Origin of the sequence: Streptomyces sp. NPDC050988, from assembly GCF_044456225.1 — a bacterium.
In the GTDB taxonomy this organism is placed as follows: Bacteria; Actinomycetota; Actinomycetes; order Streptomycetales; family Streptomycetaceae; genus Streptomyces.
Genome location: NZ_JBITFQ010000019.1, coordinates 152,030 through 177,287 on the forward strand (window position 1 = coordinate 152,030; position 25,258 = coordinate 177,287).

At 69.4% G+C, this 25,258-nt stretch carries 22 protein-coding genes and 4 pseudogenes; 15 read left to right on the plus strand and 11 right to left on the minus strand.

What is annotated here, in order from left to right:
• Positions 1 to 75 precede the first annotated feature (75 nt).
• The 4 genes from ACIBEI_RS32525 (at position 76) to ACIBEI_RS32540 (ending at position 3,579) form a co-directional block, all read left to right on the plus strand.
• Complete coding sequence (locus ACIBEI_RS32525; protein WP_398893778.1) at positions 76 to 1,272, plus strand: NAD(P)/FAD-dependent oxidoreductase; 1,197 nt, start codon at positions 76 to 78, stop codon at positions 1,270 to 1,272.
• A gap of 151 nt (positions 1,273 to 1,423) precedes the next feature.
• Complete coding sequence (locus tag ACIBEI_RS32530) at positions 1,424 to 2,257, plus strand: NAD(P)H-binding protein (protein ID WP_398893779.1); 834 nt, start codon at positions 1,424 to 1,426, stop codon at positions 2,255 to 2,257.
• Complete coding sequence (locus ACIBEI_RS32535) at positions 2,254 to 2,922, plus strand: NAD(P)-dependent oxidoreductase (RefSeq protein WP_398893780.1); 669 nt, start codon at positions 2,254 to 2,256, stop codon at positions 2,920 to 2,922. Before ACIBEI_RS32530 ends, ACIBEI_RS32535 begins: the two co-directional genes overlap by 4 nt.
• A gap of 144 nt (positions 2,923 to 3,066) precedes the next feature.
• Entirely contained in the window at positions 3,067 to 3,579 is a 513-nt protein-coding gene (locus tag ACIBEI_RS32540; RefSeq protein WP_398893781.1) for an anthrone oxygenase family protein, read from the plus strand.
• 49 nt (positions 3,580 to 3,628) lie between these two features.
• Here the strand turns inward: ACIBEI_RS32540 and ACIBEI_RS32545 are convergent.
• The 3 genes and pseudogenes from ACIBEI_RS32545 to ACIBEI_RS32555 form a co-directional block, all read right to left on the minus strand.
• Positions 3,629 to 4,402, minus strand: a pseudogene (locus ACIBEI_RS32545) (alpha/beta hydrolase family protein); the annotation flags it as partial.
• A gap of 208 nt (positions 4,403 to 4,610) precedes the next feature.
• Positions 4,611 to 5,300, minus strand: coding sequence for a haloacid dehalogenase type II (locus tag ACIBEI_RS32550; RefSeq protein ID WP_398893782.1), 690 nt, complete (start codon positions 5,298 to 5,300; stop codon positions 4,611 to 4,613).
• 364 nt (positions 5,301 to 5,664) lie between these two features.
• Positions 5,665 to 6,039: pseudogene (locus tag ACIBEI_RS32555) on the minus strand (TetR/AcrR family transcriptional regulator C-terminal domain-containing protein); the annotation flags it as partial.
• A 251-nt stretch (positions 6,040 to 6,290) separates the two neighbouring features.
• On the opposite strand from ACIBEI_RS32555, the gene ACIBEI_RS32560 reads away from it, so the two are divergent.
• A complete protein-coding gene (locus tag ACIBEI_RS32560) occupies positions 6,291 to 7,013 on the plus strand; it encodes a VOC family protein (protein ID WP_398893783.1) in 723 nt (240 codons plus the stop codon).
• Positions 7,014 to 7,101: 88 nt separating this feature from the next.
• On the opposite strand, the gene ACIBEI_RS32565 is transcribed toward ACIBEI_RS32560, so the two are convergent.
• From ACIBEI_RS32565 to rox, 3 genes are all read right to left on the minus strand, one after another.
• Positions 7,102 to 8,613, minus strand: a complete 1,512-nt coding sequence (locus tag ACIBEI_RS32565) for a WD40 repeat domain-containing protein (RefSeq protein ID WP_398893784.1) — start codon at positions 8,611 to 8,613, stop codon at positions 7,102 to 7,104.
• Positions 8,614 to 8,664: 51 nt separating this feature from the next.
• A complete protein-coding gene (locus ACIBEI_RS32570) occupies positions 8,665 to 9,453 on the minus strand; it encodes a hypothetical protein (RefSeq protein WP_398893785.1) in 789 nt (262 codons plus the stop codon).
• 117 nt (positions 9,454 to 9,570) lie between these two features.
• Entirely contained in the window at positions 9,571 to 10,998 is a 1,428-nt protein-coding gene (gene rox, locus ACIBEI_RS32575; protein WP_398893786.1) for a rifampin monooxygenase, read from the minus strand.
• Between the two features lie 434 nt (positions 10,999 to 11,432).
• Between rox and ACIBEI_RS32580 the strand changes: the two genes are divergently transcribed.
• A complete protein-coding gene (locus tag ACIBEI_RS32580; protein ID WP_398893787.1) occupies positions 11,433 to 12,704 on the plus strand; it encodes a hypothetical protein in 1,272 nt (423 codons plus the stop codon).
• Positions 12,705 to 12,781: 77 nt separating this feature from the next.
• On the opposite strand, the gene ACIBEI_RS32585 is transcribed toward ACIBEI_RS32580, so the two are convergent.
• Together ACIBEI_RS32585 and ACIBEI_RS32590 are read right to left on the minus strand one after the other, a co-directional pair.
• Complete coding sequence (locus tag ACIBEI_RS32585; protein WP_398893788.1) at positions 12,782 to 13,033, minus strand: hypothetical protein; 252 nt, start codon at positions 13,031 to 13,033, stop codon at positions 12,782 to 12,784.
• A 497-nt stretch (positions 13,034 to 13,530) separates the two neighbouring features.
• Positions 13,531 to 14,526 carry an aldo/keto reductase gene (locus ACIBEI_RS32590; RefSeq protein ID WP_398893789.1) on the minus strand — a complete coding sequence of 332 codons (996 nt, stop codon included), beginning with the start codon at positions 14,524 to 14,526 and terminating at the stop codon, positions 13,531 to 13,533.
• Positions 14,527 to 14,652: 126 nt separating this feature from the next.
• Between ACIBEI_RS32590 and ACIBEI_RS32595 the strand changes: the two genes are divergently transcribed.
• Complete coding sequence (locus tag ACIBEI_RS32595; RefSeq protein WP_398893790.1) at positions 14,653 to 15,513, plus strand: helix-turn-helix transcriptional regulator; 861 nt, start codon at positions 14,653 to 14,655, stop codon at positions 15,511 to 15,513.
• A 524-nt stretch (positions 15,514 to 16,037) separates the two neighbouring features.
• Here the strand turns inward: ACIBEI_RS32595 and ACIBEI_RS32600 are convergent.
• On the minus strand, positions 16,038 to 16,247 hold the full coding sequence (locus ACIBEI_RS32600) for a hypothetical protein (protein WP_398893807.1): 210 nt from the start codon (positions 16,245 to 16,247) through the stop codon (positions 16,038 to 16,040).
• On the opposite strand from ACIBEI_RS32600, the gene ACIBEI_RS32605 reads away from it, so the two are divergent.
• From ACIBEI_RS32605 to ACIBEI_RS32615, 3 genes and pseudogenes are all read left to right on the plus strand, one after another.
• On the plus strand, positions 16,242 to 16,577 hold the full coding sequence (locus tag ACIBEI_RS32605; protein WP_398893803.1) for a histidine phosphatase family protein: 336 nt from the start codon (positions 16,242 to 16,244) through the stop codon (positions 16,575 to 16,577). The two genes, ACIBEI_RS32600 and ACIBEI_RS32605, sit on opposite strands and share 6 nt — an antisense overlap.
• Positions 16,574 to 17,472: pseudogene (locus tag ACIBEI_RS32610) on the plus strand (NAD(P)-dependent oxidoreductase). Before ACIBEI_RS32605 ends, ACIBEI_RS32610 begins: the two are co-directional and overlap by 4 nt.
• Before the next feature lie 210 nt (positions 17,473 to 17,682).
• Positions 17,683 to 18,537, plus strand: coding sequence for a phosphotransferase enzyme family protein (locus ACIBEI_RS32615; RefSeq protein WP_398893791.1), 855 nt, complete (start codon positions 17,683 to 17,685; stop codon positions 18,535 to 18,537).
• Positions 18,538 to 18,561: 24 nt separating this feature from the next.
• Here ACIBEI_RS32615 and ACIBEI_RS32620 read toward each other — a convergent pair whose 3' ends face one another.
• Together ACIBEI_RS32620 and ACIBEI_RS32625 are read right to left on the minus strand one after the other, a co-directional pair.
• Positions 18,562 to 19,080: a GNAT family N-acetyltransferase gene (locus ACIBEI_RS32620; RefSeq protein WP_398893792.1), complete on the minus strand. Its 519-nt coding sequence runs from the start codon at positions 19,078 to 19,080 to the stop codon at positions 18,562 to 18,564.
• Positions 19,077 to 20,265, minus strand: a pseudogene (locus ACIBEI_RS32625) (LLM class flavin-dependent oxidoreductase). Before ACIBEI_RS32625 ends, ACIBEI_RS32620 begins: the two are co-directional and overlap by 4 nt.
• A gap of 783 nt (positions 20,266 to 21,048) precedes the next feature.
• Between ACIBEI_RS32625 and ACIBEI_RS32630 the strand changes: the two are divergent.
• The 5 genes from ACIBEI_RS32630 to ACIBEI_RS32650 all read left to right on the plus strand — a co-directional run bounded on the left by ACIBEI_RS32630 (position 21,049) and on the right by ACIBEI_RS32650 (position 25,104).
• The gene (locus ACIBEI_RS32630) at positions 21,049 to 21,618 is read left to right on the plus strand and encodes a winged helix-turn-helix domain-containing protein (RefSeq protein ID WP_398893793.1); all 570 of its coding nucleotides are present in this window, start codon (positions 21,049 to 21,051) and stop codon (positions 21,616 to 21,618) included.
• A gap of 13 nt (positions 21,619 to 21,631) precedes the next feature.
• Complete coding sequence (locus ACIBEI_RS32635) at positions 21,632 to 22,861, plus strand: acyl-CoA dehydrogenase family protein (RefSeq protein ID WP_398893794.1); 1,230 nt, start codon at positions 21,632 to 21,634, stop codon at positions 22,859 to 22,861.
• A gap of 119 nt (positions 22,862 to 22,980) precedes the next feature.
• Positions 22,981 to 23,439 carry an RrF2 family transcriptional regulator gene (locus ACIBEI_RS32640; protein ID WP_398893795.1) on the plus strand — a complete coding sequence of 153 codons (459 nt, stop codon included), beginning with the start codon at positions 22,981 to 22,983 and terminating at the stop codon, positions 23,437 to 23,439.
• Between the two features lie 138 nt (positions 23,440 to 23,577).
• Entirely contained in the window at positions 23,578 to 23,679 is a 102-nt protein-coding gene (locus tag ACIBEI_RS32645; protein WP_327394225.1) for a putative leader peptide, read from the plus strand.
• Positions 23,680 to 23,997: 318 nt separating this feature from the next.
• Positions 23,998 to 25,104, plus strand: a complete 1,107-nt coding sequence (locus ACIBEI_RS32650; RefSeq protein ID WP_398893796.1) for an aliphatic sulfonate ABC transporter substrate-binding protein — start codon at positions 23,998 to 24,000, stop codon at positions 25,102 to 25,104.
• The last annotated feature ends 154 nt before the right edge of the window (positions 25,105 to 25,258 follow it).

The following is a 25,258-nucleotide window of genomic DNA, read 5'->3' on the forward strand; positions in this document are numbered from 1 at the left end:
TCCGTCCCGCACGCCGTCATGGCGTGCCAAGTCGACATCTTGCATGCGAATCCCTGAAAGCGGAGGAAAGAAACCATGGCTGAGAACACCGAAGTCGTCGTGATCGGCGGCGGTTACGCCGGGGTCATGGCGGCCAACCGGCTGACGCAGCGCGACGACGTGACCGTGACGCTGATCAACTGCCGCCCGGACTTCGTCGAGCGGATCCGACTGCACCAGCTGGCGGGCGGGACGCACGAGGCCGTCAGCGACTACCGGAAGGTTCTGGGCGAGCGCGTCCGGCTGGTGGTCGGCACCGTGACCCGGATCGACGCGAGGGGGCGCGGGGTGGAGCTGGCGAGTGGCGACACGGTCGGCTACGACTACCTGATCTACGCGGTGGGCAGCGGCAGCGCCGACCCGGGCGTGCCCGGAGCTGCCGAGTTCGCCCACCCGATCGCCACGTTCGAGGAGGCGCAGCGCCTGCGGTCGGTCCTCGACGCCGCTCCCACCACGGCTCCTGTGACGGTGGTCGGAGCCGGTCCGACCGGCATCGAGACCGCCGCCGAACTGGCGGAGGCGGGCCGCACCGTGACCCTGGTCTGCGGCGGGCTGCTCGGGCCGTACCTGCACGCGAACGGCCGCCGCTCGGTCGCCGAGCGGCTGGCCCGCCTCGGTGTGACCGTGCTGCTGGGCCCCGGCACGAAGGTCACGGAAGTGACCGGCGACACCGTGCGCCTCGGCGACGGCCGTGAGCTGTCGAGCGAGGTCACCATCTGGACCGCCGGGTTCGGCGTGCCGGACCTGGCCGCCCGCAGCGGGCTCACCACCGACGCCCTGGGCCGCCTGCTCACCGACGAGACCCTCACGAGCGTCGACGACGAGCGGATCGTCGCCGCCGGGGACTCGGCGGCACCGTCGGACATGCCGTTCCGGATGAGCTGCCAGGCCGCGGGCCCGCTGGGCGCACACGCGGCCGACACGGTGCTCAGCCGCATCGCGAGCAAGCGGCCCGCACCGATCGACCTGGGGTTCGCCGGCCAGTGCATCAGCCTGGGACGCCGCGCGGGCATTTTCCAGTTCGCCCACAAGGACGACACCGCCAAGCGGCTCCACCTCGGCGGCCGAACAGGCGCGAAGGTGAAGGAACTCGTGTGCAAGCACACCATCAAGCAGCTGGTGAACGAGGCACGCAAGCCCGGCTCCCACACCTGGGCCAAGGGCGAGCAGGGCCGCCGACTGCTGCGGGCCCAGCGCCGCGAGACAGCGGCCACCGCCGAACAGTCCGCCTGAACCACGCACCGGCAGCCGACGTGAGGCCGCATGCCGATGGTCCTGCCGCAGCCCGTGGCACATGGCTCGCCCGTGACGCCTTCCCGCGATACGAACCGCGATCACCCACCGCGCAAGATCGATTATCGACACACCCACTGGGGGTTCAGTCATGATCCTGATTACCGGGGCCACCGGCGTCGTCGGCCGGGAAACCGTCCGCCTCCTGGTTGAGGAGGGAGCGAAAGTCGCCGCTGTCACCCGCGACCCGCACGCCGGATTCCCCGCGGGTACCCAACTCGTACACCCCGCGGAGCTTCCCACCATCGACGGCGTGGAGGCCATCCTGCTCAGCCCGCGTGCCGCCGGATCGACCGCTGTCGACCTGTTGGCCCGCACCCGCGAGACGGGGGCGGCAAGGGTGGTCGTGCTGTCCGCCGTGACCGTGCAGTACCCGGCTGGGCACGCACGCTTCCGACAGCAGTTCCACGCGGTCGAGGACATCGCCAAGGGGAGCGGCCTGGACTGGACGATCCTGCGCTGCGCCGATTTCGCCGCCAACACCCTGGCTTGGGCCGGGCAGATCCAGGCGACCGGGACCGTGCGGGGGGCATACCCGCAAGCGAGGACCTCGACCGTCGACGAGCGTGACATCGCCGCGGTGGCCGCCCTCGCCCTCACCCACCCGCGGCACAGCGGTCAGACGTACCTGCTCACCGGAGAGCAGTCGCTGAGCCAGCCGGAGAAGGTCGCCGCGCTGGGCGCGGCGCTCGACCGGACACTGTCGTTCGTCGAGGCCGCACCGGACGAGATCCGCCGCGGCATGCTCGCCGCCGGCCTGCCCGACGAGGTACCCGACCGGCTGCTCGGCTCGCTGGCCGACTACGCCCGCGAAGCCGGGCCCACCACCGACACCGTGCGGCGGCTGCTGGGCCGCCCGGCACGCACGTACGCCACCTGGGCGCAGGACCACCGTGCCGCCTTCACCGCGGGAGGAACCCGATGAAACTCACGATCGTGGCCGCCACCGGCGGTATCGGACGGCACCTGGTCGACCAGGCGGTAGCCGACGGGCATGACGTCACCGCCGTGGCCCGCCGCCCACGTGACCTGCCGGGCGGCGTCCGGACGGCCGCCGTCGACCTCACCCGACCCGACATGCGGACGCTCGCCGCGGCGGTACACGGCGCCGACGTCGTACTGTCCGCGCTCGGCCCGCGAAACCCGCGCGCGGACGCGGGCATCACCTCGCGTGGCACCCGCGCGATCGTCACGGCGATGCAGGCCGAGCACGTCCGGCGGATCATCGTCGTCAGCGCCGCACCCGTCGGACCGGTGCCGGTACCTGGCCGGCCGACGCCACCCAAGCACGATCCCGGCGATGGCTTCTTCATGCGCTACCTGGGCGGCCCGTTGACCCGGGCCATGTTCGGCCGGCACTACGCCGACCTCGCCGTGACCGAGCAGACCCTGCGCGACAGCGGACTGGAATGGACGGTGTCGCGACCGCCCAAGCTCACCGACAAGCCCCTGACCGGCAGTTACCGGACCGCGCGGAACCGCAACATCCGGGGCGGGTTCTCCGTGTCACGCGCCGACGTCGCCCACCACATGCTCGCCATGGTGAACCAGCCGGACACCATCGAGCAGGTCGTCGGAATCGCGAACTGACGCACACCAGCCACGCACACGACCCGGGCCGCGGCTACCAGCGGGCGACAACCCGCGACGGTCACCAACAAGGCCAAGAAGATGCCTCGGCCGTCCAGCCCGCCCCTTCGCCGCCCGGGTCACCCCTCACGAAAGAACGTGGTCATGACGACGTACGCCCGTCTCACCAGCCTCGTATTCGCGGGGCTGTTCGCCGGATTCCTCACGTCAGTCCTTGTCCTGGAACTCTCGCTGCGCAGCTTCGACAGCAGCGTCTACACCCAGGTCCGGCTGGTCGAACTCGACTCCCTCGACAAACTCGCCGTCGCCACACTCCTGCCGGCGCTGATCGCCACAGCGGTACTGGTTCACCAGACCTACCGGACAAACACCCGATGGTTGACCGTGACCGCACTCGCCCTCCTGATCCTCGTTTTCGGCATCACGCTCATCGTCAACCTGCCCATCAACTCCGACCAGCTCCACTGGAACGCCCAGGCCCCGCCCTCCGACTGGACGAACGTACGGGACCGCTGGCAGATCGCCCACGCTGTCCGGACGATGGCCTCGGTCCTCGCCTTCGCGGCCCTCGCCCTTGCGGCGCCGTTGCCTTGTACACGTCGTTCAAGCTCGCCGAACAACTCGGCGCGGAGGGATCACCCCGCTGCTGAGCGTTGAGGGCGACCAGCCCCTGCCGCTGGCCCCTCCGACGACGGGGCCTCTCGACCTACTCGGATTCGACTCGTCCGAGCGGGTTGGGGTCGGCCGTCAATGCGTCGCGTGCCTCCTGCCAAGCGGGATCGCCCGGGTAGAGCTGAGAGCGGAGGTAGGCCCAGGTGAGCCGCTGGACCGCGGACACCCGCTCGATGTTCTCGTCCGTGGTCTCGGCGACGTCGTATCCAGAGACCCCGCCGAGCCCGTGCTCCGCATCGAAGAGGGTGAGCAGGGACTTGGGGCCCGGGGAGAGGACGTACGGATCGGCGTGCCAGTCGGCGCCCGCGACCGTCAGGTGCGCGGAGGTGTCCTTGTCGCCGGCGACCACGAGTGTGGGCGTGGTCATCTTGGAGAAGTCCGTGGTCAGGAAGAACGAAAAACTCTCCGCCACGGACTCGGTGAGGGCGTCGCCGCCTCTGCCGGGCGCGGCAAGCAGGACTCCCGCCTTGATCCGCGGCTCGGCCAGGTTCACTTCCGATCCGTCGTCCGGATCGGTGAGCCGGGCGCCGAGCAACAGGCTCGCGGTGTGCCCGCCCATGGAATGCCCTGCCACGGCGACCTTGCCGCGGTCCAGCCGCCCGAGGAGCTGCGGGACGGCGGCCTCGATCACGTCGAGCCGGTCGAGGATGCGCGTCATGTCCTCGGCCCGTGATCGCCAGTACAGGGGTGCCCCGGAGGTGCTCGGATCCAGGCTCAGCGTCCTGGAACTCAGATGGGTGGGCTGGATCACGACGAAGCCGTGCGCGGCCCAGAAGTTGGCGAGTGGGGCGTAGCCGTTCCAGGCCGAAGCGGATCGTTGTTCCGTTTAAAGTACGGAACCGTGTTCCGCTTTGTCAACGACAGTTGGAAGGAGAGCGTGGCGCCCCCTACGAGCCCTTCCGGAGGGGCACCCGCGCCCGCAGCAAGCGGACCGACGCGCGGCGCGCAAACAGCGAGCACAACCGTGCAAACGCCGACCGTGAACCCGTACGCCACGAGGAACTGTTCGGGCAGGCTTACGCCGTCAGCTCGGTGACCAACTCGCCCAGGCTGCGCGAACGCCAATTGAATGTGTCGGTGCTCGCCGGCGGATCCCCAACCGGTCGGCAGACGTGGGCAGTTCGCATCCCCACCGCCTGAGCTCCGCGAAGGTCCCATGCGTGAGCGGCGACCATCAGCACACGCTCCGGCGGACAACCGGCCGCGTCGAGTGCGAGCCGGTAGACCTCCGGCGCGGGCTTGTAGGCCTGGGCGTCTTCGGCCGACAAGGCCTGGTGCCAGCCCAGTTGGGCGTACGCGTTGAGGCGGAGGAGCGTCGCGCGACTGGCGTTGGAGAGTCCCAGTACGGGAAATCGCCGGGCGAGACGCGTGAGTCCGGCGACGGAATCGCCCCAGGGCTTCAGGCGCCGGCTCGCGGTGGCCAGTCGAGCAATGGCCACCGGGTCGGTGAGCCCGGCACGTTCGGCCACGCGTTGAGCTGCCTCGTGGTCAACGACATCGGCGTTGGCGTACGCCCGGCCTTTCTCCGCGATGCGTTGCTGCTCGCGTTCGACATGGTCTCGCCACACCGTGAGCAGCTGCTCGACGGACGCGTCGTCGGCCGCGGGCACCGCGTCGCGGATGGCCGCTCGGAGTCCGGCCGGCTCGTCGACCATCGTTCCGAGGATGTCGAAGACGACGACCTCGACGCCGTACGCCTCGGCCATGCGGTCTCCTCCTCGCGGTGGTCAGGTGTGTCGCGGCCCGGGTCACCATGCAGGTAGCGATTGTTGCCCGACCCGCGTCACCAGTCAAGGAGGTGACGCATCGGTCGCGTCCGTGAACGGCGATCCAGCTCTGGACCGGGGCGCTGCTGTGGTCGGTGGGCCCTCTGTCTGCTCCGCCGGTAATTGCCGAACCGGCCACCAGGTGAGTTCCTCTACACGCGACAAGGGGACCGATGAAAATCGCCGTGCGGTGGATACGAGCCTCCTGGAGGAAACAGCCCCGGGGAGGCGTGGCTGCCTCACGAGGAAAGCGGACGCTCCCGGCGCCCCGGCGGCATCACCAACGTCGCCGTGGCCGCCAAGCTCACCCAGCCGCCGACGTGACGCTGGACCCCTGCCGAATGTGAGCGAGGGGCGAGGGGTTGAGGTCGGCGTCGGTGTCCACGGGCCGCGCGGGCTTGCGCCCGGTGGCGAAGGATGCCTCGGCGTCCACGTCCGTGCCGTCGTGCACGGCCTTGGCCAGCGCCGGGAAGCGACCCGTGGCCAGCATTCTCGTCACATGCGGGCCGCGGGCGCGCTGCCAGTCGTGCTTGGACAGGCCCGTGGCGCGCTCGGCCCGCAGGTTCGCGATCTCGCGCCTGATCGCGCCGGTGAAGTAGGAGCTGACAGTCTCCACAGCGCGCATGATGGTGTCGATGTCGGCCAGGCCGTCGAGGGAGGCCAGCGTGGCTTCCGTCACGAAAATCACGACGGCCGGTCTGGAACGCCTCGTGAGCCCGGACCCCGCCGAGGCTCTCGCCCTCTTCGACCAAGGCCAGCCATCCTGACTGCCACAAGATCAAGGGCGCGTCCCGCGTCGTCATGATGTCCCGGCCGCCGTCGAATACTCGGATGCGGGTGACACCGACTCACCCCTAAGCTCCGCTTCGGGGGACCGACAGGGCGCCCTGCCGACAGCGGTCGGTCAGTGGAACGGGGATGTGCAGGCAAATGACTTGTCAACTGTTCGCGCTCTGCTTCGGTGCGGGCGAGCCGCTGGTTCTCGCACGATTCTGGTCCGGAGTCCTGGGCTGGGAGATGGTCGACGATCCGGACGACGGCGTCACGCTCCTGCCCAGTGATGACACCGGGTTCCGCATCCGATTCCTTCCGAGCCAGGAGCAGAAGGTCGTCCAGAACCGGATGCACTTCGATCTGACGAGCACCTCCCTGGAGGACCAGCAGCAGACGGTGACCAGGGCGCTGGGTCTTGGTGGACGGCACATCGATGTCGGCCAACTCCCGGAGGAGGGCCATGTGGTGCTCGCCGACCCCGAAGGCAACGAGTTCTGTGTCATCGGGCCGGGCAACAGCTTCCTCGCCGACTGCGGATTCATCGGGGCGCTGGCCTGCGACGGCTCGCAGGAGGTCGGGTACTTCTGGAGCGAAGCACTGGGGTGGCCACTGGTCTGGGACCAGGACCAGGAGACCGCGATCCGCTCGCCGCACGGTGGTCCGAAGATCACGTGGGGTGGTCCGCCAGTGGCGCCGAGGGCAGGCAAGGACCGGCTGCGTTTCGACCTCGCACCACCTGCACAAGGTGATCAGCAGACAGAGGTCGACCGTCTGCTCGCCCTCGGGGCGAAACGAATCGACACCGGCCAGGGCGAAGGCAGCTGGGTGGAGCTGGCCGATCCCGACGGCAACGAGTTCGTTGTCCTGACGCCCCGGTAGCTCCGCCAGTGTCCAGGGGCCGGCGTCCGAGGTTCGGGGTCCGTAGAACATGACCTGACCTGGAGAGGCAACTCCCCCGGCGGCACGGTCAGTTGATCCGCCACAGCCGGACGGTGCCGTCGTGGCTCCCGCTGGCGAGCGTGGTGCCGTCCGGGCTGAACACCACGGATCGCACGGTGCCCGTGTGGCCGGTGAGGGTGGCGACGTTCGTGCGCCTCGCGACGTCCCAGAGTCGGACGGTGTGGTCGTCGGGGTAGTCGTTGCCGAACGCGGAGCTGGCACTGGCGCCCCCGCTGGCCAGCATCCGTCCGTCGGGACTGAACGCCACCGACGCCGCAACACTGGTGTGGCCTTTGAGAACGGCGATGGGGCGGGCTGAGGAGACGTCCCACAGTCGGATGGTGCGGTCGTGGCTGCTGCTGGCGAGGGTGGTGCCGTCCGGGCTGAACGCCACCGAGTGGACAGTACTGGTGTGGCCGGTGAGGGTGGCCACACTCGAACGGCCCGCGACGTCCCACAACCGGACGGAGGCGTCGTTGCTGCCGCTGGCCAGCAACCTTCCATCGGGGCTGAACGCGACCGACAGCACGAACGCGCTGTGGCCGTGCAGTATGCCGACGTTCGAGCGGCTCGCGACGTGCCACAGCCGTACGTAGTCGAAGCTGTGGCCGCTGGCCAGGAGGGCACCGTCCGGGCTGAACGCAACGCACCATGCCCAGTCGACGGTGGAGTTGCGGGTCAGAGTCAGGGTGGCTGTCGTGCGTCCGGAAGCCAGATCCCACAGGTGTACCGCGTCCCGGGCGTCGGCCAGGGTGGTGCCGTCCGGGTGGAAGGCGACCTCGACCGGGGTGATCCCTCGGGCGTCGGTCAGGAGGGCGGTCGGACGTCCGTTCTCCGGGTCCCACAGCCGGATGCTGCCGTCCATGATGCCGCCGGCGAGCGTACGACCGTCCCGGCTGAAGGCCAGCGCGGTGATCTCTCCGGCATTGATCAGTAGCGATACATAGCGGATGCCTTCGGTGACGCCGGTTCTTCGGGGGACCGGGGCGAGGGACGCTTCGACCGGGCCGGCCCCTGAGGAAGTGGGGGTGAGCAGCCCGGCGGTGGGACCGGGATCGGCGCGGGAGCCCCGGTCCGAGGACAGCCGCGACAGGGTCGCGCCGGCAGCGGAAACGGCGGCGGCTCCGAGTCCGGCCAACAGGAGTGTGCGACGGCGGCGTCGGCCCCCGGCGGGCACACGTCCCACTTCTACGGCAACGGCGTCCGTCTGCTCATCCAGGTGCCGCGCGTCGAGCGGCTGCGCCGAGAGCAGCAGCGGGCTCGGCCCTTCTGCTCCCTCCGGCGGCGCCAGCCAGTACAGCCGGTACGTCGCGGGAGGCGGAAGCGGCGCAGCGCCGTCAGGCACTTCGATCCGCACCGCGCCCGTACGCACCTCCGGCTCGGCGCCCGGCACCTCGACGATCCACCCCACGGCGCACATGATCCGAGCCGGCACCCCGGTCATCAGCGGCTGCTGCGCCGGGGTCAGCCGCCCGGCGGCATTGGCCGCCACGGTCTCCTCATCCGTCCACGAACACGCCGACCGCTGCGTCGTCACCATTCGCCTCCCTCCGGAATGCCTCTCTCGCATCCCTCACCGCCGTGTTCCGCGTCAAGGCCGCGAAGGGCGCGATCCGGCCCACTGCTCCCACGCGTTGGGGGCATGCCTGGTGACCCTCACGTGTCGATGCCGTGCGGCCGACCGGCTGATGTTCATGACGGCGGCCAGACGTTCCCGGTTTCCCTCGGCGGCGGTGTAGGCGCGGATCAGACCGTCACGGATGCCTTGGAGCCGGGTTGGCAGCCGGTCGAGGCCGCGCAGAGCCGCAACCCAGTCGCCGGGAGTCGGGGGCGGTGTGCCGGAGTCACGGGAGTTGCGGCCAGTGCGGAGCATGCCCATGGCCCACACATAGCTGTCGAAGATCTCGCCCAGGTACGCCAGTGCGGACAGTTGGGCAATGTGATCGCGATCAGGCCGTCGGCCGTGCGTGGTGAGGGACAGTGCCAGGAGATGGACCGACTCCGGCACCTCGCCCCCGAGCAATGCCCACTCCCCCGCTTTCGACAACAGGCTTCCCTTGCTCCGGCACTGTGCGGCAGCGTTCCGGCACAGAGTGATCGCCTCGCGTGACCTGCCCTGCACGTCTGCCAGGTAACCGGCGAGCCACACATGGGGCACGTCCCAGTCGGGCTGACGAGCAGCCTCGTCCCGGAAGACGGGGACTGCGGCGTCCCATCGCCCTTCGCGTGCCAGCCGAACCGCCTCCCGAAGAGGAGCCGAGTCCATGAATCTGCGGCTGTCGGGAATGTCGCTGCCGTAGAAGTCGATCAGCTCGTCGAACCCGAGGTGCGGGTCAACTCCCGTTTGCGCGAGCCCCACTTCGATCGGCCCCTCCGCCATCTCCTCATGGTCGCAGCGAAGTTGAGATCGGAGAAGAGGAGCACTGCCTACGGCACCGGACCGTGCCGAATCCGGCCTTGAGGCAGTTCTCGCCCCCCTTGAGCCACGGCTGCGTGCTCAGCCGACGGCAGCTCCGAACCACTTGGGCAACTGGCTGAGGAGATCCTGCTGGTCGTCACCGGCCCATGCCACGTGGCCGTCCGGGCGGAGCAGCACCGCGGGTGCGTCCAGTTCCTCGCTGACGTCGACGACGTGGTCGACCCGGTCCGCCCATCCGGCCGCCGAAAGCCGGCCGGTCTGGTCGAGCAGCAGGCCGCGACCGCCGTGCATCAGCTCGTAGAGGCGCCCCCGCTTCAGCTCCATGTCCCGCAACCGTCGGCCGAGCAGTTCATGCCCCTCGCCGAAGTCGTAGCGGACGCTGGTCGCGATGATCTTCTCGATCAGATACCGGTTCACCTCGTCGAAGGCCATCAGTTCCGACAGCAGCCGACGCACCGACTGGGGACCCGTCTCGGGGGACATCAGCACGGTCTGGGCCCGGATGTTGTCCAGCACGTCGGCGGCGACCGGGTGCCGTTCGGTGTGGTAGCTGTCCAACAGCCCTTCCGGCGCCCAGCCGTTGATCTGGGCGGCCAGTTTCCAGCCGAGGTTGAACGCGTCCTGGATGCCGAGGTTGAGGCCCTGCCCGCCCAGCGGCGGGTGGATGTGCGCCGCGTCGCCGGCCAGCAGCACCCGGCCGGTCCGGTAGCGCTCGGCCAGCCGGGTGCCGTCGCCGAAACGGGAGAGCCAGCGCGGTGAGTGCACGCCGAAGTCGGTGCCGGCGAACGCCCGCAACTGCTGCTTCACCTCCTCAAGCGTCGGCGGGACCGAGCGGTCCTCGGCCAAACCTGCTGCGGGCACCACGACGCGGTACAGCCCGTCTCCGTAGGGCCCGACGCCGAACCGGAGATGGGTCTTGCGGACTTCGGCCACCACGGCGGCCACGGTTTCCGGCGATTCGGTCACATCCATCTCACCCAGCAGCGTCTCGGCCCTGGCGGGCTCGCCGGGGAAGTCGACGCCGAGCCACTTGCGCACCGTGCTGCGGCCGCCGTCACAGCCGACGAGGTAGCGCGAGCGCAACCGCGTACCGTCGGCGAGTTCGGCGACGACACCCTGGTCGTCCTGGCTCAGCCCGATCAGCTCGCAGCCGCGCCGGACATCGGCGCCGAGTTCGGCGGCGTGCTCGGACAGCAGACGGTCGGTGACGGGCTGCGGAATGCCGAGAACGTACGGATGTGCGGTGTCCAGCCGGTCCGGCGACGGCTTGATGATGCCGGCGAAGAAACCACCGACCGGGTACTGCTTCCCGAGCGCGAGGAACCTCTCCAGCAGACCGCGCTGGTCCATCACCTCGACGCTGCGCGCGTGCAGACCGAGCGCGCGGACAACCTTCGTCGGCTCCGTCTCCTTCTCCAGCACGACCGCGTCCACTCCGTGCAGCCGCAACTCCCCGGCCAGCATCAAGCCGGTCGGTCCGCCGCCGACCACGATCACGTCGATCATCAAGTCCCCCTTCAACAAGGCCGCATCCGGCCCGTTGCTCCTCGAAGTCGGGCAGAACGCACGCCCGAACCTCCACACCGATCGCCTGCAGTCGCAGCGCGAGTCCTACCGCCGGTTCGACATCCCGCGAGACACGAGAGGCGACAGGTGACGACAGGCGACGACAGAGACCGATGCCCTTCGTGAACTCACTGTTTTCCGCAGGTCCTGGCGTCGACCGGAGATTCTGCAGCACGACCGGGGGCTTGCCGCAAGGCCCCCGGTGCGCTATAGGTTGATAGTGGCAAGGAGGAGTCGTTCTCCTTGCCATTGCCATGTGTCGTCCGCTGTGGACGGACGAAGCTCCACTCGACTCCACTCGAAGCGGGGAGGAGCGGCGATGCCCCAGGTTGCGTTCGGGAATGAGGCCTGGCTCCATGGGGCAAGGCCCCAACATGAAATCCCGAAGAAGTATTCGACTCGCATTGGTAGCCCTGCTCACTCTGGTCGCCGCCACGCTGGCACCGGGCGCGATCACCGGTGCGGGAGCAGCCGCCACCGCCTACACCGATCCGCTGGAGACGATCGGCGCGAGTGAGCGGGCCGGCTACGGGCTCCGCTGGAACGCGGTCACCCCGGAGACGACCGCGAACCTCGACTCGAAGCTCAACAACGTGGGCGTCACCGAGGTGTTGGAGAGCGCGAACCACCCGGCACGCTCATGCAACACCGCCGAGCGGGGCACCCTGCCGACCGCTCCCACCGCGAGCACCAGCTTCTGCTGGGACACCGGCGACGCCACGACCCCGGACTGGCACCCCCAGTCGATCACCAGCTCGGGCGACGCCGACGACGACGGCGCCTGGGGCACCAACAGGCTGATCCTGGCCGGGTGGAGCTACGTCGGCACCGGAACCGGAGACGCCCGCTACAACACCGTCCGCGTCGCCTTCATCGACTACAACAACCCCGCGGCCCCCAGGTACCGCTGGGTGCTCCTGGTGACTCCCACCAGCGGCGGCGAGAACTTCGCGCGGGTCGCCGCACATGCGGGAGGCATGGCCTGGTACGGGGACAAGCTGTTCGTCTCCGGCCAGCAGGGCCACACCAACGCGATCTACGTCTTCAGCATGCAGCACATCCTGCAAGCCTCGGTGAACAGCTACGCGATCGGCAAGGTCGACGGTGGCTACTCCGCCTGGGGCTACCAGTACGTCATGCCGGCCATCGGCTCGTACTCGTACGACGCGGGGGCCTGCACGGGCAACGTGAACACGGCCGTGCCCTGCGTCGGTTCGCTCTCGCTGGACCGCAGCAATGTGCCCAACAGCCTGGTCACCACCGAGTACCTCAACAACGGCACCAAGGGCCGCATGCTGCGCTACAACTTCGGCAGCGACTACCTGCTCAACAGCAGCAGCGCCTCCGGCTCCTTCGTCCCGGCCGTCCAGGGCTACCGGAGCGGCGTGGGGAACATGCAGGGGGTCCTCGCCCACAACAACGGCTGGTACGTCGCCCATGCCTCGGCCTCGTCCGGCGTCCACGGACACCTCTGGGGACAGACGACGACCCGCAGCGTGGCCACCTGCGGAGGCACCTACCAGTGCTGGGCCGAGCACCCGGAGTCCCTGACGTACTGGCAGAGCACGGGCCAGGTCTGGTCCCTGACCGAATGGGAGAACCTACGGACGGTGTTCGCCGTGCCCCTGTCCTCGCTCCCCTCCTGAAGCGTGGCGCTCAAGGCCGCGAACAGGCAGCCCGAGCCGGTCTGTTGGCGGCCTCCGGGCATCGTGAAGAGCGGTCGTCACACCACGCTCACAGGATGCCGCACCACGGCGTCGAACAGGTACCCCTGTGTGTCCGGCACCGCGGTGTCCGGCTGAGTACGGCCAGCCGTGTCGGTGGCGCGGGCCGACAGGTGGGTGGCGCCGGATGCCTCGGGCCTCCAGCTGAGGGACCAGCGGGACCAGGTACCGGTGCCGGGCCTGTCGTGGAGGCGGGCCGGCCGCCGGCACACCCCGACGTCGGCGCTGACATCGACCCGCGCGACAGCCACGACGCGCGAGATCCAGTCGGCCGACGCACCTGAAGGGCTGCCCGGGCCTGACCACTTCGCGGTCGCGGAGAAGCCGCTCTCCGCCCCCGGCCCGGGTCAAGTCCTTGTCCGGAACGGGTACTTCCTCGGCTCGGATGGCGCGAACACGGCCTGTTGGCGGAGGACGACCGCACTCCGCTGGGCGATGCCCTGCCCGACCCGGTGGCCCACCTGTCATCCAGGTCGGCCGCCTACGGAACGCTGACCCGGCTCGCCGAAATCCGCGCCGGAGACACGGTCAGGCGCGAAGCGAGCAGCCGTCCGCCGTGCCTCGTCCCGCTGCCGACACTTCCTCTTCCGCTGCCCTGGCATGGGCCCAGCATCGCTGGGCTCCGCCCATCACAGCACGGCCATTGCCTGCCGACCGCTCGACCCGCATGACGTTCATCATTTGCCGGGCAAGTCCTCGTAGGGCACTCCCTTACAGACCTCTTCGGAGTGCTGACGGGCGTGCGGACTCAGTTGCCCACGCCGAGGCCGGCCATGAACGCGGACGGGTAGCGGTCGCCGCGGGCCGCGCCCGGCGGTACCGCCTTCTCGATCTCGGCGAGGTCGTCCGCGGTGAGGTTCAGCTCGATCGCGGGCAGCGCCTCGGCCAGCCGCTCACGGGTGCGGGTGCCGACCAGCGGCACGATGTCCTCGCCCTGTGCGGCCACCCAGGCGATCGCCAGCTGGGCGACCGTGCATCCCTTCGCGTCGGCGACCCGGCGCAGTGCCTCCACGAGGGCGAGGTTGTGTTCCACGTTCCCGCTCGCGAAGCGCGGACTGAAACCGCGACCGTCACCGGGGCCGGCCGTGCGGCCGGCGGACCAGTGCCCGGAGATGAGTCCACGGCTGAGGACGCCGTACGCGGTCAGGCCGATGCCGAGTTCCCGCAGCGCAGGCAGGACGTCCGCCTCCACCGCGCGGGACAGGAGGGAGTACTCGATCTGAAGGTCGGCGACCGGGTGCACGGCATGGGCGCGGCGGATCGTCGCCGCGTCGACCTCCGAGAGGCCGAGGTGCCGGACGTAGCCGGCGTCGATCATCTCCTTGATCGCGCCCACCGTCTCCTCGACGGGTACCGCCGGGTCGAGCCGGGCGGGACGGTAGATGTCGATGTGGTCGGTGCCCAGCCGGGTCAGCGAGTAGGCCAGGAAGTTCTTCACCGCCTCGGGCCGGCCGTCCTGCCCGCCGAACTCGCGGCCCGGCCCCCGCAGCTGACCGAACTTCACGCTCAACCGGTAGCTGTCCCGGTCCCGGCCGCGCAGCGCCTCCGCGAGCAGCAGCTCGTTGTGGCCCATCGCGTAGAAGTCTCCGGTGTCGATCAGCGTGACGCCCGCCTCCAGCGCGGCGTGCACGGTGGCGATGCTCTCCGCGCGGTCGGCCGCGCCGTACGCGCCCGACATGCCCATCGCGCCCAGGCCCAGCTCGGAAACGGCCGGGCCGGTGGTGCCCAGGGTTCGTGTCTGCATCGTGTTCTCCTTCGTCGTCGGTCTGCCGTCCACCCTGCGGCAGCGCCACGACGTGCGGGAGCGGAGCGTTCATCCTGGGAGAGCCGCTCCCTGGCTCGGCCCCCCGCCGCGAGGGACGATGAGGCCATGGAACGTGAGCAGCTCGCCGACTTCCTGCGCCGCCGCCGCGAGGCGATCCGCCCGGCCGAGGTCGGTATCGCCGACGGCCCCCGCCGCCGCACCACCGGCCTGCGCCGGGAAGAGGTGGCCGCACTCGCCGGCATGTCGGTGGACTACGTCGTACGCCTTGAGCAGGGCCGCAGCAGTCAGCCGTCCGTCCAGCTGCTCGGCGCGCTGGCCCGGGCGCTGCGCCTCTCCGACGACGAGCGCGACCACCTGTTCCATCTGGCCGGCCATCGGCCCCCACCCGCCGACGGAGTGGCTCGCCAGGCCCGCGCCGGCCTGATCCGCATGCTCGACCTGCTCGGCGACACCCCGGCCCTGGTGCTGTCCGACCTGGGCGAGGTCCTCGCCCAGAACCGGGCCGCGCTCCTGCTCATGGGCGATCACACCGGCTTGTCCGGTGACCGCCGCTACATCGCATACCGCTGGTTCACCGACCCCGTAGCCCGGGCCGTCACCCCACCCGAGGAGCAGGAACGCCACGCCCGCCAGCTCGTGGCCGACCTGCGCGCGGCCGCCGGCCGCCGGTCCGGCGACTCCACCGTCGCCGGACTCGTCGACCGATTGCAGGCCGCGAGCGCCGACTTCCGCCGGCTCTGGGCCGAGCACGAGGTCGCGGTCCGACGCGCCGACCGCAAGACCCTGCTGCATCCGCGGGTCGGCCGCCTCCTGATGGACTGCGAAACCCTGGTCACTCCCGACCAGGGCCAGCAATTGCTGGTGCTCACCCCGGCGGACGCCGAGGCCCGCGAGCGGCTGGAACTGTTGCGGGTCATCGGAATCGAGGAATTCCCCACGGGGGCAACGGGCCCGACGGCACGGTGAATCGGCCGACCCGGCCGATCCCGCCGCCATGCCACTCGCCGAACTCGTCCGCCCGGCAAAGATCCGCCGGCACATCGAGCACGACTACCGGGAACTCCAACACGGCCTGGGCCCGGACCACTTCGAAGGCGGTCCCGGCGCGGCGCCTGCACCACCTGCCACCGCCCACTCCGGCCCTCCCACCAGAGTGAACGAGCAAGACCCGATCACACCCGACGGAGCCCTACCGGCCGCCCGGTTCAGAAGCGGAAGCCCTCTCCCGATTTCTCTCCCCGCGCCCGAAGCGTTCCACTGCCTGCGGCCGGATCCGCCCCCGCGCCGCTACGCCATGCACCCGTGTGGGGTGATCCTGTCGAACGCGTCGCTGCCGGACCGGCTTCTGGTGCAGCCGACACCGGTCGGCAATCGCAGCCATGACCTGCGCAGACGGCACCGCGAAGGAGTCCGCGCACGACGCCGGTGGCGGCCGCGGGCCGCTCCCCCCACCGCCGCGGGCCCCTCCCCCACCGCACACGAACCGGCTTTCACTCCGGGTCGGCGACGAGGACTTCCGCGCCTCCGGCCTGCAACGTGTCGAGCTGCGACGCTGAAATGCCTGCGTCGACGATGACGAGGTCGAACGCGGTGACGGGGGCGAGCTGGTAGAGGCCGCGTCGCTGGAACTTGGTGTGGTCGACCAGCAGGATCTTGCGGTCGCAGGCTTCCATCAGGGCCTCACCCGAGCGGAGATGCACGAGCGGTTTCCCGGCCACCTGGCGGCCTTCAGGACCGACCCGGTGACGAACCACTTCCCCAAGGGGGAGAACCCCCTCGACGCGAGCGACCGCTATCTGGCGTTCCTCACCGACCTCCAGGCCGATCACCACGAAGGCCGTGTTCTCGTCGTGGGCCACTCCACCGCGATCCGGCTCGCGCTCTGCCGCATGCTCGGCCTGCCGCTGCGCCAGTACCGCCGGACCTTCCCGTTCCTGGCCAACTGCGCCCTGAACGAACTCGTCCTGCGTGACGGCGCGCCGTCGCTGCTGACACTGAACCGCCCCGTGACCCCAGGAGAACTCAAGTGACCACCATCCTCACCGCCGGTGACCACTTCGTCCTCAACTCCCTGTTCCTCGACAGGCTCCGGCCGGCAGCGCCCACCGCGACCTTCCGCGAGGCCGGCCCCGGTCTGCGCCTGTTCTGCGTCAGCCGCGGCGGCCCCGTCAACGCCAACCTCGACGCAGCCACCCGGCACGGCGTCGCGGTCTCCTTCGCCCCCGGACGCAACGCCACCGCCACCGCCAAGCACACGGTCGCCCTCATGATGGCCGCGGCCCGACGCGTCCCCGCCACCCACGCGGACCTCGCCGCAGGCACTTGGCGAGGTGACTACTACATGTTCGAACAGGTCGGGCCGGAGCTGCAGGGCAGCACCGTCGGCATCGTGGGATACGGCGCCATCGGTTCCCGGGTCGCCCGGATCCTCCGCGGATTCGGCGCACAGGTGCTCGTCGCCGACCCCTTCGTCCATGCGCACGACGTGTCACCGGCCGAGGTGACCGACCTGGCGGACCTCATGCGACGCTCCACGTTCGTCACCGTCCATGCCCGCGCGACTCCGGAGACCGAAGGCTTGATCTCCCGACGGATGATCGACCTGATGCCGGCCGGCGGCGTGCTGGTCAACTGTGCCCGCGGGTCGCTCGTCGACAACGAAGCCGTGTGCGACGCCCTGGACTCCGGAAAGCTCTTCGGCGCCGCCTTCGACGTCTTCCCCCGCGAGCCGATCCCCGCCGGCTCACGTCTGCTCACGTCTACTCACGACCCCCAACATCGTCATGACGCCGCATCTTGGCCGGCGCCAGCAAACAGATCGCCTTCAATGCCGCCTCCATCGTGGCTTCGGAGGTAGCAGCATTCCTGGCAGGCCGGCCGCTCGCGCACTGCGCGAACCCGCAGGTCCTGGCCCACCTTCACTGAACTCCCGACTCCCGACTCCCCACTCCCGGGCCGCCGCCCGGAGTGTGGCTGCGATATGGCATACCGAGCTGAACCGCATCGTTGACCTTGTCGCCGCGCTGCAGCACGCGTTCCTCGATCGACAACTTGGTAGGGTGCGCAGGCCAGTTGCACCAGTTGGAGAGCCGAGGCAGTACTCAGCAGCACTCAGGGGAAAGGGGCCTGGCGACGATGCAGGCGTCAGAGGTCTCGCGTGCGACGGCCGCGGCCAGGTCGATCGCCTCATCGCTTGACCTGGCCGTCGACGACGCGATCATTCTCAATGACTCCAACAAGCTCACTCTGCGTCTGCTGCCTTGTGACGTCCTGGCCCGGGTGGCGCCTGTAGAGCAACAGGTCGCACAATTCGAGGTCGAAGTCGCTCAGCGGCTCGGCGAATCCGGATGCCCGGTGGCCGCCCTTGAGCCGCGAGTGGAGCCACGCGTCTTTGAGCGCGATGGCTTCGTGGTCACGCTGTGGACCTACTACGAACCCGTGGCACCTCACGAGGTCTCACCGGCGGGCTTCGCCCATGCGCTCGAGCAGCTGCACGCAGGGATGCGCAAGCTCGATGTCCCGACGCCGCACTTCATGGAGCGAGTCGAGCAGGCTCAACAATTCCTGGCGAACCGCGAGCGCACTCCGGAACTCGCCGACGCGGACCGGGAGTTGCTCAGCGACACGCTACGAAGCCTTGGACGAGCGATCGGCGAGCGCAGCGGCGCCGCCGAGCAGTTGCTGCACGGCGAGCCACACCCGGGCAACCTGCTCACCACGAAGAACGGGCCGCTGTTCATCGACTTCGAGACATGTTGCCGCGGGCCCGTCGAATTCGACCTCGCCCATGCGCCCGAAGAGGTCAGCGAGCACTATCCAGGTCTCGACCAGGACTTGCTCCGCGAGTGCCGGATCCTCGTGCTGGCCATCATCACAACGTGGCGCTGGGACCGAGACGACCAACTCCCGAACGGGCGCCAGCTCGGTGCAGAGTGGCTCGGCCGGATCCGTGCAGCACTCGATCCCAACGGCCTGGATGTTCAAGGCTGATTGCGGTCAGATGCCTGCGGCCTTTCATGTGCGCGCTTCGGCCGGCAAGTGCTTCTCGAAGGGCAGCGGGCCGATGGTTTCCGGGTCGGCGGACGTGTCGAACAGCGGGGTGTAGCCGGTGGCCAGATACAGGCCGCGGGCCTCGGGCTGGCGCGGCCCCGTCGTCAGGTAGATCCGCCGGTAGCCGCGTGCGCTCGCCTCGTGTTCGAGTTCGGCGACGACACGGCGCGCGAGGCCACGTCTGCGGTGGGCGGAGTGCGTCCAGATCCGTTTGAGTTCCGCCGTGGTCGCGTCGTACCGGCGGAACGCGCCGCCCGCGACCGGCTCATCCCGCTCCAGGGCCAGGAGCAGCACCCCGCCGTGCGACCGGGTGAACTCCTCGTCGGGATAGCGGGCGAGTTCGGCGTGCGCGTCCTTGCCGTATCGCGTCGAATACTCGTCGCCGAGTTCGCGCAGCAGCGGTCTCACTCGCGGGTCGGACACGGTCACTTGAACCACCGTCAACTCGGTTGAGGACGACGGTGGTTGCGCCACTGATGTCATCCGTTCACCACCGCGAGGCTCTGCGTGGCGGAGGCCGCCCGCTCGGCATCACGCTCGGCATCACGCTTGGCATCGCGCTTGGCATCGCGCTTGGCGACCTCCTCGCGGACAATCGGGATCACATACCGGCCGAAGTCGATCGCGTCGTCCAACAGGTCGTAGCCCCGGGCGGAGAGGATGTCGACACCGAGGTCGTAGTAGTCGAGGAGGGCTTGGGCGACCGTTTCTGGTGTGCCGACCAGGGCGTTGGAGTTGCCCGCGCCCCCAGTGACGGCGGCTGTCGGGGTCCACAGGGCCCGGTCGTAGCGCTCCCCCGCCTCGGCGATGGCGATCAGACGCTGCGAGCCGACGTTCTGAGGTGCTGCGGCCTGCTGCTGCGTCTGCCTGTTGTGGCGCTTGGTGATCGCCTCGCCCTTCTCCTTGCGGGCCTTGATCACACCGACCGTGCGGTGCGCCTTCTCCCAGGCCAGTTCCTCGGTCGGGGCGATGATCGGGCGGAACGCCACCTGGATGCGGGGTACTTCGGTGCGGCCCGCGGCCTTCGCGGCGGCCTTCACGTTCTCGATCTGCTCGGCGGTCGTCGCGAGGGGCTCACCCCAGAGGCAGTAGATGTCGGCTTCGGCGCCCCCCTGCGGCGTACGCGGCGGGCGACGAACCGCCGAACGACACATTCGGGCGGGGCTGTTGAACCGGGAAGACGTCGCTGACGAAGTCGTGGAAACGGTAGTGCTCGCCTTCGTGATCAAAGGGCTCGTGGGTGGTCCAGATCTTCTTGACGATCCGGATGTACTCGCGGGTGCGGGCGTAACGCTCGTCCTTGGTGAGGATGTCACCCTCGCGGCCCTGCTCCTGGTCATTGCCGCCGGTGATGAAGTGCACGGTCAGCCGGCCCTCGCTGATCTGGTCGAGGGTGGCAAATGTCTTCGCGGCGAAGGTCGGGTACGAGACGTTGGGCCGGTGAGCAAGCAGAATCTGGAGCCGGTCCAGCCTGCTCGCGATGTAGGCGGCGGCCGGCGCGGGATCCGGCGAACCGGAGCCGTAGGCGAACAGCACCCGGTCCCAGCCGTGCTCCTCGTGCGCCCGCGCCAGCCGGAGCGTGTACTCCTTGTCGAAGGCGGCTCCGGACCGCGCGGTGGTTTCGGATCCGTTGTTGGTCGCGGCGATGCCGAGGAACTCCACGGGCATGGGAATGACCTTTCGTACGGGCTGGCGGAACTGTCCTTTGCGCAGCGGGATATGACCACTCGTCAGGGAACGGCTCATCAGGGAACGGCTCGTCGGGAAATGGCTCGTCAAGGAACCGGCGCGGCACTTGTAGCAAGCGAGTCGACACTCGACGTCAGGCGGCGAACCGGACGGCGGCAGCGCGCGTCAGGGCCCACAGGACCACGTCTTTGTGCGGGTCAGTGCCTGCGAGGGTCGATGCGCCGAAGGGAGAACTCGGTCCGCGACGGGTTCGACGGGGTCACCGAGGAGGGGAGGGCCGACGGACGGCCCACCGCCCGAGTCAGGCGCGACACGCCGCGGACCACACCCGACCGAAGTCGATGTGGTCACGCGAGACCAAGCGCGGCTGGGCGTTCATGCGGCCAATTGAGCAGTACATCTCGCTCATCGTCAACCAACGCCCGCATGCCGGACCCGCTCCGGCATGCTGGCTGGCCGGCCATGCGCCCAGCCACGACAACGAATACCGGCCACCCAGTCGATCATTCCCTATATTTCCTATCGATTTACTAGGGAAGTATTGACGACGCCCTGCTGGGATGCGCAGGATGATGCACATGTGCCCCACGCAGCAACGACTCGTTCGTCGTCGGCATGTCGACTTTGGTCACGTCGTCAGCGCCGCCTGCTGTCGCGGCTAGGGCACGCGACTCGCACCCGTCGCGCGTGCCGCTCCGCATCCTTCAGGTGAACTCACCCACCACTCCCGACAGCCCGACATCCTTCTGAAGGACGACCGCCATGACCACGGCACTTCCCGCTCAGCCCGCTCCCCTGCATTCGCCGCTCTCCGACGTGCGCCATCTTCGTCTGGTGGGCGCCACCCCACAGAGCGGCACCGGGGAACGCGATGCGGCCCCGCTCGTCGGCTACCTCCTGTTCGTCCCCGAGGGCACCGACCCGGCCGAACTCTTCGTCAAGGACGGCGTACGGCCGGAGCTCCGGCCGGTCACCTACGACGACTCGCCGCCCGCGCCGCCAACGAGCGGAGACAGCATCCACGTCGACACCGCACGGCATGTCGCGCAGGCGGACGGCCGCGAACTCGACCTCACCTACCTCGAGTTCGAGCTGCTGGCCCATCTCGTTCTGCGCCCCCATCAGGTGCACTCGCGCGAGCAGCTGGTGGCCAACGTCTGGGGCTACGACCACGTCGGCGACGGCCGCACCGTGGACGTCCACATCGCGCGCCTGCGCCGCAAGCTGGGCAAGGCTCACCAGCACCGGATCGTCACCGTACGACGCGTGGGCTACAAGTACGTGCCCGACCAGCAAACGAGCCCCGACGCCGCTCTCTGCGGCCGGCCTTGAGGAGACCAGTCCCATGGGCTTTGCCCCCGCGCAGTCCGGTCCCGCGCCTGAGTCGGACCGGACCGCGACGGGCCGTGCGCACTGGCTGCGCGTGGCCCGCGAGACGGCGGACGACCTGGCCACGGACGCGGTGGTCCGGGAGCAGGCAGGCAAGGTCCCGTTCGACGAGGTGTCCCGGCTGCGCGAGGCGGGCCTGCTGACGTTGCTGATACCGGCCGAACTCGGGGGCGCAGGCGAGAGCTGGCGCACGGCCTACGCCGTCGTCCGGGAGATCGCCGCGGCCGACGGCGCCATCGGCCAGCTCCTCGGCTGTCACTACTTCATGTCGTGGAGCGCCCGGTTCTTCACCGAGCCCGCGCTCGCCGCGCAGGTCGGGCGGCGGTCCGCGGCGGAGCAGTGGTGCTGGGGCGGTGGCTTCGCCCGTCAGGAACCACCTCTCGCACTGAACAGGACCGCCGGTGGCTACCTGCTGGACGGCCGGCAGAGTTACGTCACCGGGGTCTTGGTCGCCGACCGGCTCGTCGTACGAGCCGTGCGGACCGACACCGGCGAACCGCTCGCCGTGGTCGTCGATCCCGCCCGGCACGGCGTGGTGATCGACGGTGACGCCGACCCCTTCGGCCAACGGCTCGCGGCCGGCGGCAGCGTGGAGTTCGACGGCGTGCCGGTCAGCACCGACGACGTACTCGGCTCCCTGTCCGCGGACGAGGACGCCCTGTCGCCCGTAGCCTCCCTGGCGTCGCCGGTCGGGCGGCTCGTGTCCGTCCAGCTCCGTCTCGGCATGGCCGAGGGAGTGCTCGCCGAGGCCCGTGAGTACAGCCGGGCGGGCCACTCCCCCTGGGACCCGGCCTGGCCGGCCGGCTCTCCGCAGGACCCTCAGGTGCTGACCGCGTACGGGGAACTCACCGTCCTCACCCGTTCCGCGTCCGCGCTCACCGATCAAGCACTGGATGCCTTGCAGGGCGGGCTGGCGCGCGGCGAAGACCTCACGTACGACGAGTACGCGGAGATATCGGTCCTCGTGGCGATGGCCGAAGCCTCCGCATCCAGGGCCGTACAGGAATGCACCACCCGCGCACTGGACGTCATCGGCGCCCGCTCCACGTCCTCGCGGCTGGGTTTCGACCGCTTCTGGCGCAATGCCAGGACCCACACCTTGTACGAGCCGGTGGCCGACCGACTCCGCGATGTCGGGGACTACTTCCTCAACGGTGCACACCCCCCGTTCATCCTGCCTGCCTGACCTCGCAAGGCCTTTCTTGATCAGCGGCGACCTGAACCCCTTGGCCGCCGGAAGAGAACGGGTGCCCGGCATCCCGCCCGCGGCGGACGCCGACCGAATTCGTACGGGATAATGAACGCATGCGGATCTCAGCCAGGGCGGACTACGCGGTACGTGCCGCACTGCAGCTCGCCGCGTCACGGAATGACGGGCCACTGAAGGCCGAGGCCATCGCCGACGCCCAGGACATCCCGCACAAATTCCTCGAAGGCATCCTGAACGACATGCGCCGGGGTGGACTCGTCCTCAGCCAGCGCGGCGGCAACGGCGGCTACCGGCTGGCCAAGCCCCCAGAGTCCATCAGCATCGCCGACGTCATTCGCGTCGTGGACGGGCCGCTGGTCTCGGTCCGCGGGGTCCGCCCTCCCGACCTGTCCTACACCGGACCCGCCCAGTCGCTGCTCCCCCTGTGGATCGCACTGCGCTCCAACGTGCGCGAGATCCTCGAGGGCGTCTCCCTCGCCGACGTCGCGTCGGCCGAGTTGCCCGCCGGGGTCTCCGCGCTGTCCGATGCGCCCGGCGCCTGGACAAACCCCTGACCGCAGGGCCACACCCAGCTCGATCTCACAGATCGAGATCACGCTGTCCATTATATGAACACCCTCTTGGGGTGAAGGCCGCCTTCTGTCACGATCCCCATCAACCAGGTGGGAAAACTAGGGAACTGCGGGGTGGCCATGAGAACGCTCAACCGCACAGACCGGTTGCTGCCCCTTCTGACCTCGCGTCGCCACATCGACCTCGGCCGTACGTCCAGCGCCATCTGTCGCCCCGTCTGACGCCGTCCGCTGAACCTGGTGGCTCACGCGGAACACCGCTGCGCTCCCTGCCACCCCGCCCCTGCCGACGCCCCGGACGCTCCTCGGCCGACCGCGTCACCCGCACATCCAGCTGACCGCATGCCTTCGGGCAAGGCGTGGCTGTGCCGGCGACACACCGACCACTCCGGCGACACCCGCCACGTTCCGCTCCTCAGCCCGCGACGGCACTCCTGCCACCGAGGGCCGGTAGTGGAGTGCTGGTGCGCTACGCGCCAACGGGCTTTGCGCCTCGCGTTTCCGAACCTCCTGACAACCCATCCCTGAGAGGACACCTCCGTGTCTGCCGCACGACCGCTCACCACCCTGCGCACGATCGCCGCCATAGCCGCCCTTCCCCTGCTCGCTCTCACTGCCTGCGGTTACGGGTCCGAGTCGAAGGACGAGGACACGTCGAAGGTGGCGGCCGAGGGCAAGAAGCTCTCCGCGGACACCGTGCGGATCGGCTACTTCCCGAACCTGACGCACGCCACCGCCCTGGTCGGCGACCAGGAGGGCCTCCTGCAGAAGGAACTCGGCGGTACGAAGGCCACCTACTCCCAGTTCAATGCGGGGCCTGCGGAGATCGAGGCGTTGAACTCGGGTTCGATCGACATCGGCTGGATCGGTCCTTCGCCCGCGATCAACGGTTACAGCACCACGGACGGCAAGGGTCTGCGGATCATCGGGGGTTCCGCGTCCGGTGGGGTGAAGCTCGTGGTCAACCCGGACAAGGTCAAGTCCTTGAAGGACGTCAAGGGCAAGAAGATCGCCACCCCGCAGCTGGGCAACACCCAGGACGTGGCGTTTTTGAACTGGATCGCCGAGCAGGGCTGGACGGTCGACGCGCAGAGCGGCAAGGGCGATGTGTCGGTGGTCCGCACCGACAACAAGATCACCCCGGATGCCTACAAGTCCGGCTCCATCGACGGTGCGTGGGTGCCTGAGCCGACCGCGTCCAAGCTGGTCGCCGAGGGCGGCAAGGTCCTCCTGGACGAGGCCGACCTGTGGCCGGACAAGAAGTTCGTGATCACCAACATCATCGTGTCCCAGAAGTTCCTGGCCGATCATCCGGATGTGGTGCAGGCGGTGCTGCGCGGCTCGGTGAAGACCAACACGTGGATCAACGCCAACCCCGACAAGGCCAAGGCGGCCGCGAACGCGAAACTCCAGGAGCTGTCCGGCAAGCCGCTGCCCGCCGAGGTGCTTGACCCGGCGTGGAAGTCGATCCAGTTCACCGACGACCCGCTGGCCTCGACCCTGAACACCGAGGCCGCCCACGCGGTCAAGGCGGGCCTGCTCAAGCAGCCGAAGCTGGACGGCATCTACGACCTGGCCCCGCTGAACAAGGTCCTCAAAGCCGAGGGCAAGAGCCCGGTCGACGACGCCGGACTCGGCGTCAAGTAACCCCCCGGCCAAGCCTGGCCGGGCCCGCACACCCGCCCCTTTTATCCGTATGAGTTCCCATGAGTTCCCAGGAGGTGACGACCATGGCAACCGCCCTCGCCAAGGCCGCCGACGCCGCACCGTCGGTGGAGTACGCCGCGCGGATCGAGCACGT

Bases quoted from the DNA above. Each gene is read 5' to 3' on its own strand.
- ACIBEI_RS32525 (WP_398893778.1), top strand. From the start codon at position 76: ATGGCTGAGAACACCGAAGTCGTCGTGATCGGCGGCGGTTACGCCGGG.
- ACIBEI_RS32530 (WP_398893779.1), top strand. From the start codon at position 1,424: ATGATCCTGATTACCGGGGCCACCGGCGTCGTCGGCCGGGAAACCGTC.
- ACIBEI_RS32535 (WP_398893780.1), top strand. From the start codon at position 2,254: ATGAAACTCACGATCGTGGCCGCCACCGGCGGTATCGGACGGCACCTG.
- ACIBEI_RS32540 (WP_398893781.1), top strand. From the start codon at position 3,067: ATGACGACGTACGCCCGTCTCACCAGCCTCGTATTCGCGGGGCTGTTC.
- ACIBEI_RS32550 (WP_398893782.1), bottom strand. From the start codon at position 5,300: ATGGCCGAGGCGTACGGCGTCGAGGTCGTCGTCTTCGACATCCTCGGA.
- ACIBEI_RS32560 (WP_398893783.1), top strand. From the start codon at position 6,291: ATGACTTGTCAACTGTTCGCGCTCTGCTTCGGTGCGGGCGAGCCGCTG.
- ACIBEI_RS32565 (WP_398893784.1), bottom strand. From the start codon at position 8,613: ATGGTGACGACGCAGCGGTCGGCGTGTTCGTGGACGGATGAGGAGACC.
- ACIBEI_RS32570 (WP_398893785.1), bottom strand. From the start codon at position 9,453: ATGGCGGAGGGGCCGATCGAAGTGGGGCTCGCGCAAACGGGAGTTGAC.
- rox (WP_398893786.1), bottom strand. From the start codon at position 10,998: ATGATCGACGTGATCGTGGTCGGCGGCGGACCGACCGGCTTGATGCTG.
- ACIBEI_RS32580 (WP_398893787.1), top strand. From the start codon at position 11,433: ATGAAATCCCGAAGAAGTATTCGACTCGCATTGGTAGCCCTGCTCACT.
- ACIBEI_RS32590 (WP_398893789.1), bottom strand. From the start codon at position 14,526: ATGCAGACACGAACCCTGGGCACCACCGGCCCGGCCGTTTCCGAGCTG.
- ACIBEI_RS32595 (WP_398893790.1), top strand. From the start codon at position 14,653: ATGGAACGTGAGCAGCTCGCCGACTTCCTGCGCCGCCGCCGCGAGGCG.
- ACIBEI_RS32605 (WP_398893803.1), top strand. From the start codon at position 16,242: ATGCACGAGCGGTTTCCCGGCCACCTGGCGGCCTTCAGGACCGACCCG.
- ACIBEI_RS32615 (WP_398893791.1), top strand. From the start codon at position 17,683: ATGCAGGCGTCAGAGGTCTCGCGTGCGACGGCCGCGGCCAGGTCGATC.
- ACIBEI_RS32620 (WP_398893792.1), bottom strand. From the start codon at position 19,080: ATGACATCAGTGGCGCAACCACCGTCGTCCTCAACCGAGTTGACGGTG.
- ACIBEI_RS32630 (WP_398893793.1), top strand. From the start codon at position 21,049: ATGACCACGGCACTTCCCGCTCAGCCCGCTCCCCTGCATTCGCCGCTC.
- ACIBEI_RS32635 (WP_398893794.1), top strand. From the start codon at position 21,632: ATGGGCTTTGCCCCCGCGCAGTCCGGTCCCGCGCCTGAGTCGGACCGG.
- ACIBEI_RS32640 (WP_398893795.1), top strand. From the start codon at position 22,981: ATGCGGATCTCAGCCAGGGCGGACTACGCGGTACGTGCCGCACTGCAG.
- ACIBEI_RS32645 (WP_327394225.1), top strand. From the start codon at position 23,578: ATGAGAACGCTCAACCGCACAGACCGGTTGCTGCCCCTTCTGACCTCG.